This is a genomic window from Ensifer aridi, from assembly GCF_002078505.1.
In the GTDB taxonomy this organism is placed as follows: Bacteria; Pseudomonadota; Alphaproteobacteria; order Rhizobiales; family Rhizobiaceae; genus Sinorhizobium; species Sinorhizobium aridi.
On the sequence record NZ_LUAV01000014.1, the window covers coordinates 219,862 to 240,119 of the forward strand.

Annotated in this window: 14 protein-coding genes and 1 tRNA gene; 7 read left to right on the forward strand and 8 right to left on the reverse strand. The window is 63.1% G+C overall.

From position 1 onward, the window contains the following. Positions 1-66: 66 nt before the first annotated feature. Positions 67-4,728, reverse strand: a complete 4,662-nt coding sequence (gene gltB, locus AYK65_RS14330; RefSeq protein WP_476700515.1) for a glutamate synthase large subunit — start codon at positions 4,726-4,728, stop codon at positions 67-69. 629 nt (positions 4,729-5,357) lie between these two features. Between gltB and AYK65_RS14335 the strand changes: the two genes are divergently transcribed. Next, the gene (locus AYK65_RS14335) at positions 5,358-6,404 is read left to right on the forward strand and encodes a threonine aldolase family protein (RefSeq protein WP_046116630.1); all 1,047 of its coding nucleotides are present in this window, start codon (positions 5,358-5,360) and stop codon (positions 6,402-6,404) included. Positions 6,405-6,507: 103 nt separating this feature from the next. Here AYK65_RS14335 and AYK65_RS14340 read toward each other — a convergent pair whose 3' ends face one another. Beyond that, positions 6,508-6,966 carry an Hsp20 family protein gene (locus AYK65_RS14340; protein WP_046116500.1) on the reverse strand — a complete coding sequence of 153 codons (459 nt, stop codon included), beginning with the start codon at positions 6,964-6,966 and terminating at the stop codon, positions 6,508-6,510. 451 nt (positions 6,967-7,417) lie between these two features. Here AYK65_RS14340 and AYK65_RS14345 point away from each other — a divergent pair, with 451 nt between their 5' ends. Next, positions 7,418-8,401 carry an alpha/beta fold hydrolase gene (locus AYK65_RS14345; RefSeq protein ID WP_046116501.1) on the forward strand — a complete coding sequence of 328 codons (984 nt, stop codon included), beginning with the start codon at positions 7,418-7,420 and terminating at the stop codon, positions 8,399-8,401. 4 nt (positions 8,402-8,405) lie between these two features. On the opposite strand, the gene hisN is transcribed toward AYK65_RS14345, so the two are convergent. Both hisN and AYK65_RS14355 read right to left on the reverse strand, forming a co-directional pair. After that, positions 8,406-9,188, reverse strand: a complete 783-nt coding sequence (gene hisN, locus AYK65_RS14350) for a histidinol-phosphatase (RefSeq protein WP_026616231.1) — start codon at positions 9,186-9,188, stop codon at positions 8,406-8,408. 383 nt (positions 9,189-9,571) lie between these two features. Beyond that, positions 9,572-10,453: an N-formylglutamate amidohydrolase gene (locus AYK65_RS14355; RefSeq protein ID WP_026616230.1), complete on the reverse strand. Its 882-nt coding sequence runs from the start codon at positions 10,451-10,453 to the stop codon at positions 9,572-9,574. 192 nt (positions 10,454-10,645) lie between these two features. Between AYK65_RS14355 and cpdR1 the strand changes: the two genes are divergently transcribed. Together cpdR1 and AYK65_RS14365 are read left to right on the forward strand one after the other, a co-directional pair. After that, the gene (cpdR1, locus tag AYK65_RS14360) at positions 10,646-11,008 is read left to right on the forward strand and encodes a response regulator CpdR1 (protein WP_003531148.1); all 363 of its coding nucleotides are present in this window, start codon (positions 10,646-10,648) and stop codon (positions 11,006-11,008) included. A gap of 265 nt (positions 11,009-11,273) precedes the next feature. Then, a tRNA-Val gene (locus AYK65_RS14365) sits at positions 11,274-11,348 on the forward strand. A 277-nt stretch (positions 11,349-11,625) separates the two neighbouring features. On the opposite strand, the gene AYK65_RS14370 is transcribed toward AYK65_RS14365, so the two are convergent. Both AYK65_RS14370 and AYK65_RS14375 read right to left on the reverse strand, forming a co-directional pair. Further along, positions 11,626-12,306 (reverse strand): peroxiredoxin-like family protein, encoded by a 681-nt coding sequence (locus tag AYK65_RS14370; RefSeq protein WP_026616228.1) that lies wholly within the window; start codon positions 12,304-12,306, stop codon positions 11,626-11,628. Positions 12,307-12,400: 94 nt separating this feature from the next. Next, complete coding sequence (locus tag AYK65_RS14375) at positions 12,401-15,679, reverse strand: adenylate/guanylate cyclase domain-containing protein (RefSeq protein ID WP_046116503.1); 3,279 nt, start codon at positions 15,677-15,679, stop codon at positions 12,401-12,403. Positions 15,680-15,978: 299 nt separating this feature from the next. Between AYK65_RS14375 and ilvD the strand changes: the two genes are divergently transcribed. Beyond that, complete coding sequence (gene ilvD, locus AYK65_RS14380) at positions 15,979-17,817, forward strand: dihydroxy-acid dehydratase (RefSeq protein WP_046116504.1); 1,839 nt, start codon at positions 15,979-15,981, stop codon at positions 17,815-17,817. Between the two features lie 66 nt (positions 17,818-17,883). Here ilvD and AYK65_RS14385 read toward each other — a convergent pair whose 3' ends face one another. Beyond that, positions 17,884-18,288, reverse strand: a complete 405-nt coding sequence (locus AYK65_RS14385; RefSeq protein ID WP_026616225.1) for a GFA family protein — start codon at positions 18,286-18,288, stop codon at positions 17,884-17,886. 92 nt (positions 18,289-18,380) lie between these two features. Here AYK65_RS14385 and AYK65_RS14390 point away from each other — a divergent pair, with 92 nt between their 5' ends. Further along, positions 18,381-18,842, forward strand: coding sequence for a MarR family winged helix-turn-helix transcriptional regulator (locus AYK65_RS14390; protein WP_046116505.1), 462 nt, complete (start codon positions 18,381-18,383; stop codon positions 18,840-18,842). A gap of 5 nt (positions 18,843-18,847) precedes the next feature. On the opposite strand, the gene AYK65_RS14395 is transcribed toward AYK65_RS14390, so the two are convergent. Beyond that, positions 18,848-19,294 (reverse strand): MarR family winged helix-turn-helix transcriptional regulator, encoded by a 447-nt coding sequence (locus tag AYK65_RS14395; protein WP_046116506.1) that lies wholly within the window; start codon positions 19,292-19,294, stop codon positions 18,848-18,850. Positions 19,295-19,452: 158 nt separating this feature from the next. On the opposite strand from AYK65_RS14395, the gene AYK65_RS14400 reads away from it, so the two are divergent. Next, the gene (locus tag AYK65_RS14400) at positions 19,453-20,178 is read left to right on the forward strand and encodes a DUF899 domain-containing protein (RefSeq protein WP_081158814.1); all 726 of its coding nucleotides are present in this window, start codon (positions 19,453-19,455) and stop codon (positions 20,176-20,178) included. Positions 20,179-20,258: the final 80 nt, after the last annotated feature.

Here is a 20,258-nt window from a genome sequence, read left to right on the forward strand (position 1 = left end):
CCCGAGGCGCGCGTGGTCGCCCCCGCCACCGGAGACCGGATCGGGGGCCGCTGTCACGAGGGCCGGTTACTCGGCCGCTTCCGCCATCTTCATGCGCTCCATGTCTTCGAGCGCGCGGCGGTATTCGACCGGCATGACCTTGCGGAATTTGGGCCGGTAATCCGTCCAGTGCTCGAGGATCTCCTTGGCGCGCGCCGAACCCGTATAGTGCACGTGGTTCGAGATGAGCTGATAGAGCCGCTCCTCGTCATGACGGGTCATATCGCCCGAGACGTCCACCCGGCCCTTGTGCATGAGGTCGCCGCCGTGATGGTGCAGCTTCTCCAGCATATCGTCTTCCTCCGGCACCGGCTGCAGTTCGACCATGGCCATGTTGCAGCGGCGGGCGAAATCGCCCTCCTCGTCGAGCACATAGGCAACACCGCCGGACATGCCGGCCGCGAAGTTGCGGCCTGTGCCGCCGATCACGACGACGACACCGCCGGTCATGTATTCGCAGCCGTGATCGCCGACGCCTTCGACGACCGCAATTGCACCGGAGTTGCGTACGGCGAAGCGTTCGCCGGCGACGCCATTGAAGTAGCACTCGCCCGAGATCGCCCCATAGAGCACGGTGTTGCCGACAATGATCGACTGGTGCGGCACGATCCTCGCGTTCTCCGGCGGCCGGACGATGATGCGTCCGCCCGAAAGGCCCTTGCCGACATAGTCGTTGCCGTCGCCGATCAGGTCGAAGGTGATGCCGCGTGCAAGGAAGGCGCCGAAGGACTGGCCCGCCGTGCCCTTGAGCGTGACGTGGATCGTGTCGTCCTTGAGCCCCTTATGGCCCCAGCGCTTCGCAAGCGCGCCCGAGAGCATCGCCCCGGCCGAGCGGTCGACGTTCTTGATCTCGGCCTCGAAGGCGACCGGCACCTTGGTTTCGAGCGCCAGCTTCGCCTTCTCGATCAGCTTGCGGTCGAGAATGTCCTCGATCGGATGGTTCTGCCGAGTCGTCCAATAGGTTTCTTCCTTCGGAGCCTCCACCTTGTGGAAGATCTTCGAGAAGTCGAGACCCTTGGCCTTCCAGTGCTCGATCATCCGGTCGCGGTCGAGCAGTTCGGAGGCGCCGATGATGTCGTCGAGCTTCTTCACGCCGAGCGATGCGAGAATTTCGCGCACCTCCTCGGCAACGAAGAAGAAGTAGTTGATGACGTGTTCCGGCGTACCCTTGAAGCGCTTCCGCAAGACCGGATCCTGGGTGGCGACGCCGACCGGACAGGTGTTCAGATGGCACTTGCGCATCATGATGCAGCCGGCCGCAATCAGCGGCGCGGTGGCGAAGCCGAATTCGTCCGCGCCGAGCAGCGCGCCGATGACGACGTCGCGGCCGGTCTTCAGACCACCATCCACCTGGAGCGCAACGCGAGAGCGCAGGCCGTTCAAGACGAGAGTCTGCTGGGTTTCGGCAAGGCCGATCTCCCACGGACTGCCCGCATGCTTCAGCGAGGTGAGCGGCGACGCGCCGGTTCCGCCGTCGAAGCCGGCAATGGTGATGTGGTCGGCGCGCGCCTTGGCGACGCCGGCCGCCACCGTGCCGACACCCACTTCGGACACCAGCTTCACCGAGACATCCGCGTCCGGATTGACGTTCTTCAGATCGTAGATGAGCTGTGCCAGATCCTCGATCGAGTAGATGTCGTGGTGCGGCGGCGGCGAGATGAGGCCGACGCCCGGCGTCGAATGCCGGGTCTTGGCGACGGTCGCATCCACCTTGTGACCGGGAAGCTGGCCGCCTTCGCCGGGCTTCGCACCCTGCGCCACCTTGATCTGCAGCACGTCGGCATTGACCAGATATTCCGTAGTGACGCCGAAGCGGCCTGAGGCGATCTGCTTGATCGCCGAGCGCTCCGGATTCATCGAGCCGTCCGGCAGCGGCATGTAGCGGTCGCTTTCTTCGCCGCCTTCACCGGTGTTCGACTTGCCGCCGATCCGGTTCATGGCGATCGCCAGCGTCGTGTGCGCTTCGCGGCTGATCGAGCCGAAGGACATCGCACCGGTCGAGAAGCGCTTGACGATCTCGGAAGCCGGCTCGACCTCTTCGACCGGGATCGGCTTGCGGCCGATTTCCTCGGCGCCTCTGATGGTGAAGAGGCCACGGATCGTGTTCATGCGGCTCGCCTGCTCGTTCATCATCGCCGCGAATTCGCGATAGCGGTCCTCCGCATTGCCGCGAACCGCATGCTGAAGCGAGGCGATCGCATCCGGGGTCCAGGCATGGCTTTCGCCGCGCATGCGGAAGGCATATTCGCCGCCGATGTCGAGCGTGTTGGCGAGTACCGGATCGGCACCGAAGGCGGCCTTATGGCGAGCGACGGTCTCGGCGGCGATCTCCTCAAGCCCGATGCCTTCGATCGTGGTCGCCGTGCCGAAGAAATACTTATCGACCAGCTTCGATGAAAGGCCGACGGCATCGAAGATCTGCGCGCCGCAATAGGACTGGTAGGTCGAGATGCCCATCTTGGACATGACCTTGAGAATGCCCTTTCCGACCGCCTTGATATAGCGGTAGACGACCTCCTTCTCGTCGACCTCCTTCGGGAATTCGCCGCGCTTGTGCATGTCGACGAGAGTGTCGAAGGCGAGATAGGGGTTGATCGCTTCCGCGCCGTAGCCGGCGAGCAGGCAGAAATGATGCACCTCGCGCGGTTCGCCCGATTCCACCACGAGGCCTACGGACGTGCGAAGCCCCTTGCGGATCAGGTGATGGTGAACGGCGGCAGTTGCCAGCAGCGCCGGGATCGCCACCCGGTCCGGGCCGATCTGCCGGTCGGAAAGCACGATGATGTTGTAGCCGCCCTTGACGGCCGCTTCCGCGCGTTCGCACAGGCGGTCGAGCATTTCCGGCATGCCTTCGGCGCCGCGCGAGATGTCATAGGTGAAATCGAGTGTCTTCGTGTCGAAGCGGTCCTCCGTATGGCCGATCGAACGGATCTTCTCGAGATCGCCATTGGTCAGGATCGGCTGGCGGACTTCCAGCCGCTTCGCATGCGCCATGCCCTCGTGGTCGAGGATGTTCGGGCGCGGACCGATGAACGAGACGAGGCTCATCACCAGTTCCTCGCGGATCGGGTCGATCGGCGGGTTGGTGACCTGCGCGAAGTTCTGCTTGAAATAGGTGTAAAGCAGCTTCGGCTTGTCCGACATCGCCGAGATCGGCGTATCGGTGCCCATGGAGCCGATCGCCTCCTGGCCGGTCGTCGCCATCGGCGACATCAGGAGCTTGGTGTCCTCCTGCGTGTAGCCGAAGGCTTGCTGGCGGTCGATCAGCGACACGTCGCGCCTGAGTGCCCGCGGCTCCACCGGCTTCAGCTCTTCGAGGATGAGCTGGGTGTCATCGAGCCACCGTCGGTAGGGATGCTTGCTGGCGAGCGACGACTTCACCTCCTCGTCGGAGATGATGCGGCCCTCTTCCATGTCGATGAGCAGCATCTTGCCCGGCTGAAGCCGCCACTTCTTGACGATCTTGTCTTCGGTGACCGGCAGCACACCGGCTTCAGACGCCATGATGACGCGGTCGTCGCTGGTGACGATGTAGCGCGCCGGACGCAGGCCGTTGCGGTCGAGCGTGGCGCCGATCTGGCGCCCGTCGGTGAAGGCGACCGCAGCCGGCCCGTCCCACGGCTCCATCAGCGCAGCATGGTACTCATAGAACGCCTTACGCTCCGGCGACATGAGCTGGTTGCCGGCCCAGGCTTCCGGGATCAGCATCATCACGGCGTGGGAGAGCGAATAGCCACCCCGGACTAGGAATTCGAGCGCATTGTCGAAGCATGCCGTGTCCGACTGGCCCTCGTAGGAGATCGGCCAGAGCTTGGAGATGTCGTCGCCGAAGAGCGGCGAGGAAACGGAGGCCTGCCGAGCCGCCATCCAGTTGACGTTGCCGCGCAACGTGTTGATCTCGCCGTTGTGGGCGACCATGCGATAGGGGTGCGCGAGCTTCCAGGACGGGAAGGTGTTGGTCGAGAAGCGCTGGTGCACCAGCGCCACCGCCGACTGGAAGCGCTCGTCGGCAAGGTCCTTGTAATAGGCGCCCACCTGATAGGCGAGGAACATCCCCTTGTAGACGATGGTCGTGGTCGACAGCGACACGATATAGAAGCCGAGATCGCCGCCATCAGCTTCCGCATAGATTCGGTTGGAGATCACCTTGCGCAGCGTAAACAGCCGGCGCTCGAACTCCTCGTTCGTGGCGGCGTCGCGGCCGGCACCGATGAAGACCTGTACGTGATGCGGTTCGGTGGCCGCGATATCCGGTGCCTTCGAGAGCGACGAATTGTCGACCGGCACGTCCCGGAAGCCGAGCAGATGCTGGCCCTCCTCGGCCACGACCTCGCTGATCACGTCCTTGAAATGGGCGATCAGCTTCTCGTCGCGCGGCATGAAGAAATAGCCGACGGCGTATTCACCGGCCTTCGGCAGCGTCACGCCCTGGTTCGCCATCTCCTCGCGGAAGAAGCGGTCGGGAATCTGCACGAGGATACCGGCGCCGTCGCCCATCAGCGGGTCGGCACCGACCGCACCGCGATGCGTCAGGTTCTCGAGCATGAATAGGCCGTCGCGCACGATCTGATGCGACTTCTCGCCCTTCAGATGCGCGACGAAGCCGACACCGCAGGCATCATGCTCGTTTCGCGGATCGTAAAGGCCCTGTTTTCGCGGCAGTCCAGACGGGAACGCGGGCGTTTTCACAGCCGTCGCAGCATCTTGCGCGAGGTTGAGCCCAAACCGTTGTGATGGCGAATGATCCGTCATCCTATTCCCTCCTGTTGCACCCGGGGATTCCGGGCATACCGCGGCCCGCACGCCTATCGCCGCGTCGCGCATTTCGCACTGCGGCAAGCTGGGGCACTATCGTCGCATGATCCTGATCAGGTCGCAAATGAAGCGCGGCTTCATCAGGCACGAATGTCCGCGACCATCCTGATGGCAGGTGATAACGGCCGAATGAAATCCGGCGAAACCCCCTCGCTCTCCACGCCGGCAGCCGCTTTTCGCGAGCCTTCCGGCGATTGCTCCGGTCCCTAGACCGAAATAGGACAGCAAACCTGTCCTATTTCATGCGCTCTATGCCAGAAAGCGCCCCCCTTCGCAAGGGCGCCGCCGCAAATAATGGCAGAGATTTTGCAGAACATTGCCGGAAATTTCGCACTTTTGAAATTTTATTACGAGCCGCCACCGCTTTCTTCGCTTTGGTTTCAAACTGGTCTCGCTTTGGCTCCCCGCCGGACGAGACAGATTGCCTGGCGCTCGATCTTGGCTATGGTCTCGTCGACGGGCGTCTGATCGGGCGCGGATTGTGGAAACAGGGTGACGTCAAGATGATCTTTTCCTCCGACAATTGGGCCGGCGCCCATCCGGCGATTGCCGAAAGCCTGGTGATGCATGCGGGGGGCTATGCTTCCGCTTACGGGACGAGCGAGCTCGATCGGAAGGTGGAGAAGAGGTTTTCGGAGATATTCGAGAAGAACGTCGCCGTCTTCTTCGTCGCCACCGGCACGGCCGCCAACTCGCTTGCGCTCGCAAGCGCCAACCGGGCGGGCGGCGTCGTCTTCTGCCATCGCGAGGCGCATCTGAACGTCGACGAATGCGGCGCGCCGGCCTTCTTCTCCCACGGTGCAAGGCTCAACCCTGTGGACGGTGCCCGAGGCAAGATGGAGGCGGCGAAGCTCGACGCGGAGATCCGCCAGTTCCCGCTGGAAAACGTCCATGGCGGCCAGCCGATGGCGGTCACACTGACCCAGGCGACGGAGAGCGGCACCGTCTATTCGCTCGAAGAGATCGAAGCGATCGCCTCTATCACCAAATCGCATCAACTGCCGCTGCATATGGACGGCGCCCGCTTCGCCAATGCGCTCGTCAGCCTTGGCGCGACGCCGGCCGAAATGACCTGGAAACGCGGCGTCGACCTTCTGTCCTTCGGCGGAACGAAAAACGGCTGCTGGTGCGCCGAGGCATTGATCCTGTTCGATCTCTCCAGGGCGAACGAGATGCATTTCCTGCGCAAGCGTTCGGCGCAGCTCTTTTCCAAATCGCGCTTCATCGCCGCCCAGTTCGACGCCTATCTCGACGGCGACCTCTGGCTCGATCTCGCCCATCACGCGAATGCCATGGCGCAGCGCCTCGCCGACGGCGTCACGGCTTCGGCGGAGAGCCGGCTCGCCTGGGCGCCCGATGCCAACGAGGTCTTCGTGGTGCTGAAACGGGCGGTCGCCGCACGATTGCAGGAACGAGGCGCGCTTTTCTACGACTGGCCGGTGCCGCACGATCTCAAGGGCAGCCTCGCCGAGGACGAAGCCCTCTACCGCCTTGTGACGAGCTTTGCCACGCGAGCCGAAGACGTCGACCGCTTCGTCGCCGGCTGTTGAGAGCTGGAGCGGATTGGGGGAAACAAAGCCGCAATAAAAAACGGCGCCCCTGAGGGCGCCGCCATTCGTCTCGAGCTTCGTGGTCTCGAACTTCGTGCGGGGCTTAAGCGCTCTGCGCCTCGATCTGCTTCGGCTGCGAGGTAACCGAGGAGATTTCAATGCGGCGCGGCTTGGCTGCTTCCGGGATCTCGCGAACGAGATCGACATGGAGCAGGCCGTTCTTCAGCGAAGCGGCTTTGATCTCGACATGGTCGGCAAGCTGGAAGCGACGCTCGAAGGCGCGCTTGGCGATGCCGCGGTGGAGAAACTGGGTTTCCTCACCCTTTTCTTCGCCCTTCTCGCCCTTGATCGTCAGCGTGTTTTCGCGCGCTTCGACAGAAAGCTCGCTTTCATCGAAGCCGGCAACCGCCATGGTGATGCGGTAGGCGTTCTCGCCGGTGCGCTCGATGTTGTAGGGCGGATAGGTCTGCGCTTCGGGCTGGCCAAGGCTGTCAAGCATGGTGAACAGGCGATCGAAGCCGACCGTGGAGCGGTAGAGGGGAGAAAAATCAAAGTGACGCATGGTGTCGTCCTCCTTAAGAGCAACGGTTTGCGATCTGGCCTGCCACCCCATCCCGGCTGTGGCGCGACCGGTAAACGGACCCGTCATCGGCGTCCGCGACCAAGACATGGGATCGCACGCGCATGAGTTCAAGAGGACCCCTTGGAGGAACTTTTCGGGCGATTCGTGAACCGCATATGAACGGCCGGTTCGGCCGCGGTTCAGCCGCCGAGTGTTAAAAGAGAGATACTGGGCGGAATGGCCCAGGGCTGAAGTGACATGTCCCTTCTCCTTCAGCGGCCGGAAACGGTGATCGTCCGGATTTCATCCACCGTTTCCGGCTTTTTTCTTTGACGGACGAAAGGCCGCCGCCTATCGCTAGAGAGTGAGGAAAAGGGAGCGATTTTCCGCCCCACATCCCGCTCCAGTTCTATCGCAGTCGATCAACGCTTCCGATCCGGCCACCGCCTCCATGACGACGATCCTTTATTCCACGCCCGACAACCCGATGCCGGGCAATCCCGTGGCGGGCTATTTCGATGGCGCCGGCCACCGCAAGATCCGCTACGCGGTGTTCAAGTCGAAGGCGGCCAACATTCGCGGCACGATCGTCCTGCTGCAGGGCCGCAACGAATCGATCGAGAAATACTTCGAGACGATCGGCGAACTGATGGAGGCGGGCTTCTGGGTCGCCACTTTCGACTGGCGCGGACAAGGCGGTTCCGAAAGGCTGCTGCCGCAGCCGGGCCGCGGCCATGTGGAGCGTTTCGACGATTATGAGCGCGATCTCACCGCTTTCCTTCACGAGATCGTCCTGCCCGACACGCGCCTGCCCTTCTCGATCGTCGCCCATTCCATGGGCGCCCTTGTCGCCCTGTCGCTTGCGCCTTTCCTCGCAAGCCGCATCGAGCGCATGGTGCTGCTCGCTCCCTTCGTGGGGTTGAGCGGCCAAGTTGTCGGCGAGCGCGGCGCCGTGACGATTGCGACATCCATGCGCCGCTTCGGCTTTGGAAGCCTGCCCTTGCGCGCCGACAGGGGCAAGCATCTTCCCTTTGAGAACAACGTGCTAACGACGGACAGCCGCCGCTACGCGCGCAATCTGGCGCTGATCGACGCCTGCCCGCGCCTCAGGGTTGGCCCTCCGACAGCCCGCTGGTTGAGCGAGGCCTTCCGGACGATCCGGCACGTCATGGAGCGAGAGCACCTGACGAGGATCACGGTTCCAACCGTTATTCTCGCGCCGACGGCCGACCGGCTCGTGCCCTATCTTGCCATCGAATACCTGGCCAGCAACTTCCGGGCCGGCCACCTGATCCCGATCGACGGCGGGCGCCACGAACTCCTCCATGAGGCCGACCGTTATCGCGCCCAAGCAATGGCGGCGATTCTCGCTTTCCTGCCGGGCGCCGATCCCGACGACGACGGTCCCGTGCTTCGTCACCTGGAAGAGACTTAAAAAACTAGACGCGTCTTCCGTTCAGCGTTTCCAGCGCCTGAGCGTGGAGTTCGCGGCTGCCGGCGGCGACGATTTCGCCGCCCATTTCCGCCGACCCGCCTTGCCAGTTGGTGATCACGCCGCCCGCCTGTTCGATCAGCGGAATGAGTCCGCCGACGTCATAGGGCTTGAGGCCGCACTCGACGACGAGATCGACGTGGCCCGCTGCAAGAAGCGCAAAGGCATAGCAATCGCAGCCGTAGCGGAAGAGCCTGACCTTCTCCTGCAGCGCCTCGAAGCGCTCCTTGAGCTCGCCCGTGTAAAGATGCGGCGAAGTGGTGAAGAGCACGGCGTCCGAAAGCCCGCCGCAGTTCCGCGTCGAAAGCACCTTCTCGCCATCGGGGCCGCGATAGACCGACTTCTCCCCGTCGGCGAAATAGCGCTCGCCTGTGAAGGGCTGGTCCATCAACCCCATGATCGCCTTGCCGTTACGATAGAGACCGATCAAGGTGCCCCACACCGGCAGGCCGGAAATGAAGGCGCGCGTGCCGTCGATCGGGTCGATGACCCAGACATGTTCACGATCGAGGCCGACATTCCCATACTCCTCGCCAAGAATGCCGTGGCCGGGAAAGGTGCGTTCGATCAGCGCCCGGATCGCCGCTTCGGCCGACTGGTCGGCCTCGGTCACCGGATCGAAGCCGCCTTCCAGCTTGTTCGTCACGCAGGCGCCCGTCCGGAAAAGCGGCATGGTTTGCGCCCTGGCGGCGTCGGCGAGACGGTCGAAGAAGGAGCGATCCGGTAGCATGGCACTTTCTCGGAGGAGCAAAGGGGAAGTGTCATCCTGAATAGACGAAATTCGCCGAAAGGCAACGTCCGCTCCGGCCGGCACTGCGGCGATCATTTGCGGCTGTACAACCAGCAGACGAATAAACGCCGATCATACAAAAGTCTGTACCCCTAAAACTTGACAATTGTGCAGCGCAATATTAGTGTTCTCCTGCAGTCACTCGTGGCTGCAAATACCCTCCTTGGGTGTTTCCTCCCTAGACTTGACCGCGCCGCTGGCGCGGTTCTTTTTACCCCTCAAGCCGCTGGCACCACCCCGCTCAACGTTTTAAATTTGCCGCAGAACTTGGTCCTGAAACCGGTTCCGGTTCTTGCATGTGAGCCGTTTTGGGCAGTAGCCGGCTATTCCGCCGCCAGCGGCAGGTAGGCGCCATAATCTTCGACGTGGCGCGCGAGTGCGGCGATGAATGTTGCGAGGTCGGCCTCCAAGGCGGCAAATCCGGGCTTTTTGGCGAGGGTCGTTTCGTCGACATAGAGACTACGGTTGATTTCGATCTGAAGCGCATGCAGCCCGCGAGTCGGCCGGCCGTAGTGTTCGGTGATGAAGCCGCCGGCATAGGGCTTGTTGCGGGCGACCGCATAGCCGAGCCCTTCCAGCAGATCCACGGCGGCGCGCGACAGTTCCGCCGCCGCGCTCGTTCCATAACGGTCGCCGATGATGAAATCGGGGCGCTGGCCGCTTCCGGGAAGATGGACATTGCCGGGCATCGAATGGCAGTCGATGAGGATCGACATCCCGAACCGCACATGGGTGCGGGCGATCAGCTTCCGGAGTGTGGCGTGATAAGGCTTGTAGATCGTCTCGATCCGCGCGAGGGCCTCCTCGACCGGGAAGCGGCTGCGATAGATTTCCATATTTTCGGCAACAAGACGGGGCACGGTGCCAAGGCCGCCGGCAACGCGCATCGAGCTGATGTTGGCATGCGCCGGCAGCGCGCCCTCGAACATGCGCGGGTCGAGCTCGTAGGGTTCACGGTTGACGTCGAGGAAGGCACGCGGAAAATGGGCCCGGAGCAAGGGCGCCCCCAGAAAGGTGGCGCTGCGGAACAGTTCATCGACGAAGTGATCTTCCGAACGGCGGATCGAATGCGGATCGAGGCGCGACTGATCGAGAAAGGACTGGGGATAATGGCGACCGCTGTGCGGGGAGTTGAACACGAAAGGAATCCGCTGATTCGCGGGATCCAGAACCTCGAAAAACGCGAACTCGACCGCTTCCCCCATCGGAACCCTTTTTACCATGTCGGGATCTTGCTGTTCGGATCATGTTGCCAGCTGGCCGCCTCTGTGTCCATAGTGGCCTCCCGCTGGTTTCGGGGACTTGATCGCCCCTGTTCACCAGATATTTACCATGTTGCGGTTGGCTAAGCTGCCGCTATCCACAAGCATCGAAAAGAAGTAGCCACGGCCGAATACATGACTGCGAAAATCCTCCTTGCCGAAGACGATAACGACATGCGCCGCTTCCTCGTGAAGGCGCTGGAAAAGGCTGGCTACAAGGTCCTTTCCTATGACAACGGCGCCAGCGCGTATGACCGGCTTCGTGAAGAACCCTTTTCGCTTCTCCTCACCGACATCGTCATGCCCGAGATGGACGGCATCGAACTCGCCCGCCGGGCGACCGAACTCGACCCCGACCTGAAGGTGATGTTCATCACCGGCTTCGCCGCCGTGGCGCTCAACCCCGATTCCAAGGCGCCGAAGGATGCAAAGGTGCTCTCCAAGCCCTTCCACCTGCGCGACCTCGTCAACGAGGTCAACAAGATGCTGGCGGCCTGAGAAAGGGCAGAATTGCCCGCCCGCTTTGCCGGCCGACTGATACGCAAGAAACCGCTTCGAGGCCGCCGCCTATCAACATGGTCGAGCAGCGGCCTTTTGCTATTTCAAGGGCTTAGCCGATCAAACCGGACAGAAAACCGGCGCTGAGGTGCGAGCGCCGCACCGGAAATCCCGCCGCAGGCGCCCCGAGAAATTTCTGTCAAAAAACCTTCGAAAAGCCTATTGACGCGGACGCCGGTTTTGTGGTCTATGCGCCGCATCGGATGGGCGTGTAGCTCAGCGGGAGAGCACTACGTTGACATCGTAGGGGTCACAAGTTCGATCCTTGTCACGCCCACCATTCCGATCTCTCCACAACGTTGATGATTTCGACCTCTGGATCGAGTCGAGTCTATGTATTTCCCCCGTCGAATCGATTGAACCTGTCCGGCTCTTTTTCGAGACATTGTCACGCGATCGTCATGGTATGCGGTTAGGAAATACCCACCTCGCCATTGACCACGGATGTACTGGCAGTGGCTACAGGTGATGAAGGTCGGGTTCAACCCGGCCTTTTTTGTTGCGCGCGCCGCGGGGGCGACAGGAGCGTCTGCTATGCCGCCCAGGGATGTCGCATCTCAATGCACGACCTGCGAGGCCGCCGACATCACCTCTTCCGGCGTCGGAGCGCGGAACATGTTGCTTCCGCCTCCGGCCGCCTCGGTGAAACTCCAGCGCACGACGCCGTCGCGGTCGATGAGGAACTCGCCGACGAGCTGTGCCATAGCCGTTGCGGCCATGCGGTTGTCGTCCTCCGTCATCTCATAGCCGTCCGCCTGTTGGAGATATTCGGATGCCGCCATGGGGTTCATCGGTTCCGGCAGCTCGTCGGGCAGCTCGACGCGCATGGACATTATGGTCTGCATGCTGATCTTATGAGGCCAGTCGTCCTCGTCCTCGGTGAACTCCGGGTTGGGAAGACCGAAGGCCCGGTGCGAAACCCGTTCGGGATCCGCGGCGGCAAGAAGGTTCGGCAGGGGATGGTAGCGGAAATAGAGCCGCGCCCGCTCGATCGGCGTATTCACGACGGTCAGGCTTTCGACACCCTTTTCGTTCAGTGCGGCCTTGAGCTGTGCCATCGTTGCGATCTGGCGGCGGCAAAATGGACATTGCAGGCCCCTGAACAGGCCCACCAAGACGGGCTTCCGCCCGCGAAAATCATCAATCGCGATCTTGCCCTCATGGGTGATCGCATCGAGCACCACGTTGGGCGCCCGATCGCCCGGCTGCAACGGCCCGGAACTGCGATATTCTTCCATGGCTGTTTCCTCCCGTTACGCGTTGTGGGGTCCGCCTCAGCTAAATTAGGAGAGGCGCTGCTTCACTCCCGCGGCCCAATCTGACGAAAAAACCTCAATCGAGGAACGGCAATATCACCAAGGCTTCGGGGTCGAGCTCATGACGGTCGCAAACGTCGCGGGCCAGACCGAAATAGCGCTCGGCCTCGGCAAGTTCGCCTTCATCGAGACAAAGCGTCGCCAGACCATCATAGCATGGAAACAGTACCTGCGCTTCGCCTGTCTCGCCGGCAAGCTCGAGCGCCTCGCAATAGAGTCGGCGGGCTTCGTGAGGCCGGTCGTGGCATTGATAGATCTGGCCGAGCACAAGCAGGGACACGGGTAGATGATCCCGCTGGTCTAACATCCGGTCGAGCTCGACCGCCTTCTGCGCCGCCGGGACGCCGTCGCCGCTGCAACGATGAGTGAAGGTGCAATAGGCAACCGCCAGGTTCGCGAGCAGCCGCGCCTGAAAGCCGAGGTCTCCGATGCGGCGGGCCATGTCGAGACCGCGTCGGCAGACATCGATGGCGAGCTTCGGGTCGACGATCGTGTAGAGCACTCCAAGGTTCGTATATCCCCGGCAGGCCGCATGCATGAGGGCGGCCCCCTCCGCGACGGCAACACTCTCTTCGACCGCGTCGATTGCCGCGCGCGTGTCGCCGCGCCGGGCGAGCGCAACCCCTTTTGTGTTCAGCGCCTCGGCGGTGACCAGCGCCGCCTCGCGCCGCATCTCCTCACCCGCACCGGGATCAAGCCCCTTGACCCGGCGCAGCGCCTCATCGGCCCATTCGGAGGCAGCGAGATAATCGCCCATGCGGAAGGCGAGATGCCCCCGCTCCTGCAGCAGCGAGGCGCTCTCGACAGGCGCATCCGCCCTTTCGAGCCGGGCGCCGGCCTCGACGAAGTTCGCCTGTGCCTCGCCGCGATTTCCGGCCTCCCAGAGGAGATGGCCGAGCTTGCGCAGGATTCGGGCGGAAGCGACGGGATCCGCCGCGATGCGCTCGCTTGCGAGAAGCGCGCGATAATGCTCTTCGGCCTGGGCCCGATGACCGCTCGGCACCAGCAGGTCGGCGATGCGCTCACGCGCCACGTACCATTCCGCCGTCTCGTCGCCGAGCGCGGCAAGGGCCGCCATGGCCTGCCGGTAGTAGCGGATCGCGTCCTCGTTGGCGTAGAGCTGACGCGCGCGGTCCCCAGCCGCCATCAGATAACGCGCGCCACGGGCGCGGTCCGCCGACTGACTGAAATGATGGCCCAGCAGCGCCAATTCCTCGAGCCGTTCCGGGTTCTCGCCATAGCGCCGCTCCAGCGCGTTGGCGATCGCTGCGTGGATTTCCGTTCGCCGTTTCACGAGCAGGTTGTTGTAGACGACTTCGTGCAGGAGCGACTGCACGAAACGGTAGGCCTGCGATGTTCGCGAAGCTTCTCCGGCCGTCTCTTCTATGATTTCCGCATCGCATAGCCGTTCTAGGCCCGCGTCCACTCCTGCCGGATCGGCGGAAATGGCAGCGAGCAGTCCCGCATCGAAGCGCGGACCGATCACTGCGGCGCAATGGACGAGGCGCCGCACCTCCTGCGGCAGCCGATCGATACGCGCGAGCACCACCGCCTCGATGCCGACAGGAATGTCGACGCTCGCCTCACCCTCGGCCACCTGCCAATGCGGCCCCTCGCGCTGCAGCATTTCGAGATCGATGAGGCCGCGGAGAATCTCCTCGATGAAAAGCGGATTGCCGCCGGCACGCGCCAAAATCCGCTTTCTGAGCTGCTTGGGAAGCCCCTCCTCCCCAAAGTAAGCTGACAGGAGGCGCTCGCCGGTGGCTGGCGAGAGCGGCGCGAGCCGCAAGGCAGTGACGCTCGTGCGGCCCGGCGCCAGCCGCTCCGGCCCGGCATCCGGTCGCTGCGTGGCGATGAGCATGAAGGGCTTGCGTTCCAGCCGGTCAAGCACGAAGCGCAGCGCCTCCAGCGAGGCTGAATCCGCCCAATGCAGGTCCTCGATGAGGAGCAATAGCGGTGCTCGTTCAAGCCGCCGCTCGAACAGGGTGCGAATGAGCGAGAAGAGCTGGCGTCGGAGCTGCTCGGGAGGAACATGCTGCAAGATTCCGTCGCGCTCCCCCATGCCGAGGATATGAAACAGGAGCGGCATCGCGTCCTCGACCTCGGCGGCGGCAAAGCCGATCTCCGCGAGGCCTGCCTCGAGCTGCTCCCGCGTCTTCTCCGCAGAGTCGCCGATCGCTATGCCATAGGCACTGCGCAGCACCGTGGCGAGTGTCCCGTAGGACGGCTCTCCGAGGGGAGAACAGGCCGCCCGCCTGACGACGACAGGGGCGAAACACTGATCCTCGCCGAGGCCGGCCAGGAACTCGCCGACGAGGCGTGACTTGCCGATGCCGGCCTCGCCTACGAGCCTGACCATTTGCGCAGCCCCGCTGCAGGCAAGCGTCAGGCAGTCCCGCAAGCGGGCGAGTTCAGTGTCGCGGCCGATCAGCGGCGCGCTGAGGCCGAGCGCGTCGAGTCCTCTTGCCGGGCGCGGCGTTTCGAGCGCCCCGGTCACACGATGCACCTGCAAGCTGCCGGCCTTGCCGCGGAGCGCAACGGCGCCGAGCGTCTCGTAGGCGAAAGCATGCCGTGTGAGCTTGTGCGTCACCGGACCGACAAGGATCTCGTCCGGACCGGCCATGGTCTGCAGCCGCTGCGCCGTGTTCACCGTGTCGCCCGTTACCGAATAGGACTTGGTGTCGCCGGCGCCGACGGCACCGGCAACGACCGTTCCCGTATTGACGCCGATGTGGAGGCTCAGCGGCAGGCCGATGCGCTTTCGCCAGTGTTCGCCGACCCGCCCTGCCCTGGTCACCATCTCCAGCGCGGCGCGAAGCGCCCTTTCCGCATCGTCCTCATGCGCCACGGGTGCGCCGAAGAGGGCGAGCAGAGCATCGCCGATGAACTTGTCGACAAATCCGCCGAAGGCTTCCACGGAACGCGTCAGTTCCTCGAAGAGCTCGTTCTGCAGCGCCTGAAGCACCTCCGGATCGACCTGCTCGCTGAGGCTCGTAAACCCGCAGAGATCGGCAAAGACGACTGTGACCGTTCGGCGGTCGGCGCCGGCCTCCGGCCCCGGCGGCAAGGGGGGCGTGGCGGGAATGATCCTGGCCGGCGGTTGTTGCGACGCAGACTTCGCGGCCGATCTGGATACGGAAGGGGAACCCACCTGGGTGCCGCACCGCGGACAGAAGGCGAAGTGCTCTGGACACGGATAGCCGCAGGCCGGGCACGGCACCGGCTGTTTCGCACCGCATCGCGGGCAGAATGCAAAACCGCTTTCGATCTCAAACCCGCATTCGTGGCAGTTCATCCCGGATGAACCTCGAGCGTGCCTGCTTGCTCCGGATTTCCAGGGCCCTAGGCGTGAATGCCGAGAAAAAACAATGGACTTGTTGCGCCGGCTTGGCAAGCATGGGAGCACCTGCCGCCGTCGCTCGCATCACTCTCCGGAACATTGCCGCGATGCGGGCGCGTTCGCGGAACAGCGGCACCGGAAATAATCTGACGCAAAAGATGACGCGCGCGCAGTTTTGCGCTACTACCCCCTGCGCTGGCGCTTAAGGATCGCCATATTCGCGTGATGACATTCGTTCGTGAAGGAACACGTTCATGCCTGCCTATCGCTCTCGTACCACCACCCACGGCCGCAACATGGCCGGCGCCCGCGGCCTCTGGCGCGCGACGGGCATGAAGGACAGCGACTTTGGCAAGCCGATTATCGCCGTGGTGAACTCCTTCACGCAGTTCGTGCCCGGCCACGTGCACCTCAAAGACCTCGGCCAGCTCGTTGCCCGCGAAATCGAAGCGGCCGGCGGTGTCGCCAAGGAATTCAACACGATCGCCGTCGACGACGGCATCGCCATGGGTCATGACGGCATGCTCTATTCGCTGCCCTCGCGCGAGATCATCGCCGACAGCGTCGAATACATGGTCAATGCCCATTGCGCCGACGCCATGGTCTGCATCTCCAACTGCGACAAGATCACCCCCGGCATGCTGATGGCCGCGCTCCGCCTCAACATCCCGGCCGTCTTCGTTTCCGGTGGCCCGATGGAAGCGGGCAAGGTCGTACTGCACGGCAAGACGCACGCGCTCGATCTCGTCGACGCGATGGTCGCCGCCGCCGACGACAAGGTCAGCGACGAGGACGTCAAGGTCATCGAACGCTCCGCCTGCCCGACCTGCGGCTCCTGTTCCGGCATGTTCACGGCGAACTCGATGAACTGTCTGACCGAGGCGCTCGGCCTCTCCTTGCCCGGCAACGGCTCGACGCTGGCAACGCACGCCGACCGCAAGCGTCTCTTCGTCGAGGCCGGTCACCTCATTGTCGATCTGGCGCGCCGTTACTACGAGCAGGAGGACGAACGCGTCCTGCCGCGCTCGATCGCATCCAAGCAGGCCTTCGAAAACGCCATGGCGCTCGACATCGCCATGGGCGGCTCGACCAATACGGTGCTGCACATCCTCGCCGCGGCCTACGAGGGCGAAGTGGACTTCACCATGGACGACATCGACCGGCTGTCGCGCAAGGTGCCGTGCCTTTCGAAGGTGGCGCCGGCGAAGGCCGACGTGCATATGGAAGACGTTCACCGTGCGGGCGGCATCATGTCGATCCTCGGCGAGCTCGACAAAGGCGGCCTGATCAATCGCGACTGCGTCACTGTGCACAGCGAAACGATCGGCGACGCCATCGACCGCTGGGACATCACCCGCACGTCTAGCGAGACGGTGCGCAACTTCTTCCGCGCGGCGCCGGGCGGCATCCCGACGCAGGTCGCCTTCAGCCAGGACGCGCGCTGGGACGAGCTCGACATGGACCGCGAAAACGGCGTCATCCGCTCGGTCGAACATCCCTTCTCGAAGGACGGCGGCCTTGCCGTGCTCAAGGGCAACATCGCGCTCGACGGCTGCATCGTGAAGACCGCCGGTGTCGACGAGAGCATTTTGAAGTTCTCCGGCCCCGCCCGAGTGTTCGAGAGCCAGGACGCCGCCGTCAAGGCGATCCTCGGCAACGAGATCAAGGCCGGCGACGTCGTCGTCATCCGCTACGAGGGGCCGAAGGGCGGGCCGGGCATGCAGGAAATGCTCTATCCGACGAGCTACCTGAAGTCGAAAGGCCTCGGCAAGGCTTGCGCGCTGATCACCGACGGCCGCTTCTCCGGCGGCACCTCCGGCCTATCGATCGGCCACGTCTCGCCGGAGGCAGCGAACGGCGGCACGATCGGGCTCGTGCGCGACGGCGACATGATCGACATCGATATCCCGAACCGCACCATCGGTCTCAGGGTCGACGAGGCGGAACTCGCCGCCCGCCGGCAGGAGCAGGACGCCAAGGGCTGGAAGCCCGCCGAGCACCGCAAGCGCCGAGTGACGACCGCGCTCAAGGCCTATGCCGCCTTTGCGACTTCGGCCGACCGTGGGGCCGTCAGGGATCTCGGCGGCAGGTAATCGGCGCGCTACACGCTTAAGAAGGCTCCCGTTCGCAGCGGGAGCTTTTGCTGTGGAGCGTCGAAATCACATGTAGCGCGTCTCGGCCGGTGGATTCCACCAGTTGTTATGCAGCCCGTCCATATACTGGATCGGCAAGGCAGCGAGCACGGCCGGCTCGACATCGTCGAGGCAGGCGACGTTGATGGAAACGAAGGCGCCCCCGATCTCCTCGACATATCCGTGGCCGTAGGGCGCAACGCCGCACGTCGTGCAGAACCGGTGATGGCCGCTCATCGTGGCGAACTGATAGTCCCCGATACCGGTCTCCTCGCACATCAGCCGGAAATCCTCCGGCTTCACGGTCGCGCCCCAATAGCGCAGCTTCGAGCAGTAGGAGCAATTGCACCGGCTGGTCCCCGCCTCGAGATCGACGTCTACCTCGTAGCGAATGCGTCCACAATGGCAGCTACCTTTATACGTGGTCTTCATCATCATTCCTCCCGGTTGAAATGCCGTCTTGCCAATTTTGAATCTACATGACAACATATTGTCATTTAGGATAATGACAATATGTTGTCAATATGAAAAGACGCTCGCGTACACCCTCCGGCGATGCTTTCGCCGAATTCGCCATTTCCGTGCTTCGCTTGGCAGGCCACTTGACCTCCGAAGGAGATAGGCTGGCGCAACCATCCGGCCAGACCAGTGCCCGCTGGCAAGTCTTGGCGGCAGCAAGACACAATGCGATGTCGGTCGCCGATGCCGCCCGCACACTCGGGCTCGCCCGACAGGGCGTGCAACGCATCGCGGATCTCCTCGAAGCCGAGGGATTGATCGCCTACAGGGACAACCCCGCGCATCAGCGTGCGAAGCTGATGACGCTTACGGAACGGGGCAAGACGGTGCTCGACGAAATCACCGCCCGCCAGACCGTCTGGGCGGATGCGCTTGGCGCGGAAACGGGAGAAGAAAGAGTGCGGCAAGCGACGACGCTGATCGCCGATGTCATTGCAATCCTTAAGGAGCGTGGAATGAGGCGTTGATCACATTAGGTCAGCGCCAGCAGATCGGCGCGCAAACGGTCCGCGCCGTGCTCGCCGAGACGCTCGTCGACCGCCGCATGCGTTTCCTTCCAGATCGGAAGGGCTTCGGCGAGCAACCGCCCGCCGTCGGCCGTCAGCCTCAGCCGCCTCAGACGTCGATCGTTCGGGTCGACGAAAACCTCGACCAGACCGCGGCGCTCAAGCGGCTTCAGCGCCGCCGTCAGCGTCGTGCGGTCCATGGCAAGCAGTGATGCCACCGCACTCATGCTAGGCGCCTCCGGTCGGTTGAGCGACATCAGCAGCGAGAACTGGCCGTTCGTTATGTCGAGCGGCCTCAGCGCGTCGTCGAACTGACGGGCGAGCGCCCGGGCGGCGCGCTGAACATGCAGGCACAGACAGGTATCCCTGACAAAAATGGTGGTGGAAAAAGGTATCGGCGGCGACTTTGACATAGAACAGTAATGTTGATATCAACATAATTAGTCAAGCGCTACATCGCAGCGCCAGGCATCTCTTGAGGCGCAAAAACCGCTGTACTTTGAATTGCTGCGTAATTCATTCCGTAAAGTCTGCCGATCTTCGGATCGTGCACGAGGGAGGAGAAACGGGCATGACACCGAACCACGCTGTCGTATCGCCGGGGGAATGGCTGGAGGCGCGCAAAAGGCTGCTCGCTCTGGAGAAGGAGCACACCCGTCTGCGCGACAAGATCAACGCCGAGCGCCAGGCGCTGCCATGGGTGAAGATGGAAAAGACCTACGTCTTCGACACCGCAGCCGGGCCGAAGACATTGGCCGAACTCTTCGACGGGCGCAGCCAGCTTCTCGTCTATCATTTCATGCTCGGTGCAAACTGGGAAGCCGGCTGCAAGAGCTGTTCCTTTGTCGCCGATCACTTCGCCGGCGCGCTTCCCCACCTCAACCATCATGACGTAACCCTGATTGCCGCGTCCAATGCGCCCCTGGAAAAGATCGACGCCTATCGTAAACGCATGGGCTGGCACTTCCCCTGGGTCTCGGCTCTCGGCAATGGCTTCAACAGCGATTTCCACGTGTCCTTCACGCCCGCCGAGCTCGCGGGCGGCAAGGTCGTCTACAACTTCACCGAAATCGACGGCGGCGACGCCTATGAGGAACTGCCCGGGCTCAGCGCCTTCTACAAGGACGAGGACGGCACCGTCTATCATACCTATTCGACCTATGCCCGCGGACTGGAGGAGCTGGTCGGCACCTTCATGCTGCTCGACCGCGCACCTAAGGGCCGCAACGAAGGCGAGGTCATGGATTTCGTCCGTCGGCACGACGAGTACGACGAAACGCCACGGCGGCGGGCGTGACGGAAACGTTCAATCGCGCGATTGTTCAGGGAACCTTCGGCGTTTGCCAACGTTGTCGCTCTTTGCGCGGCGAACTGGGG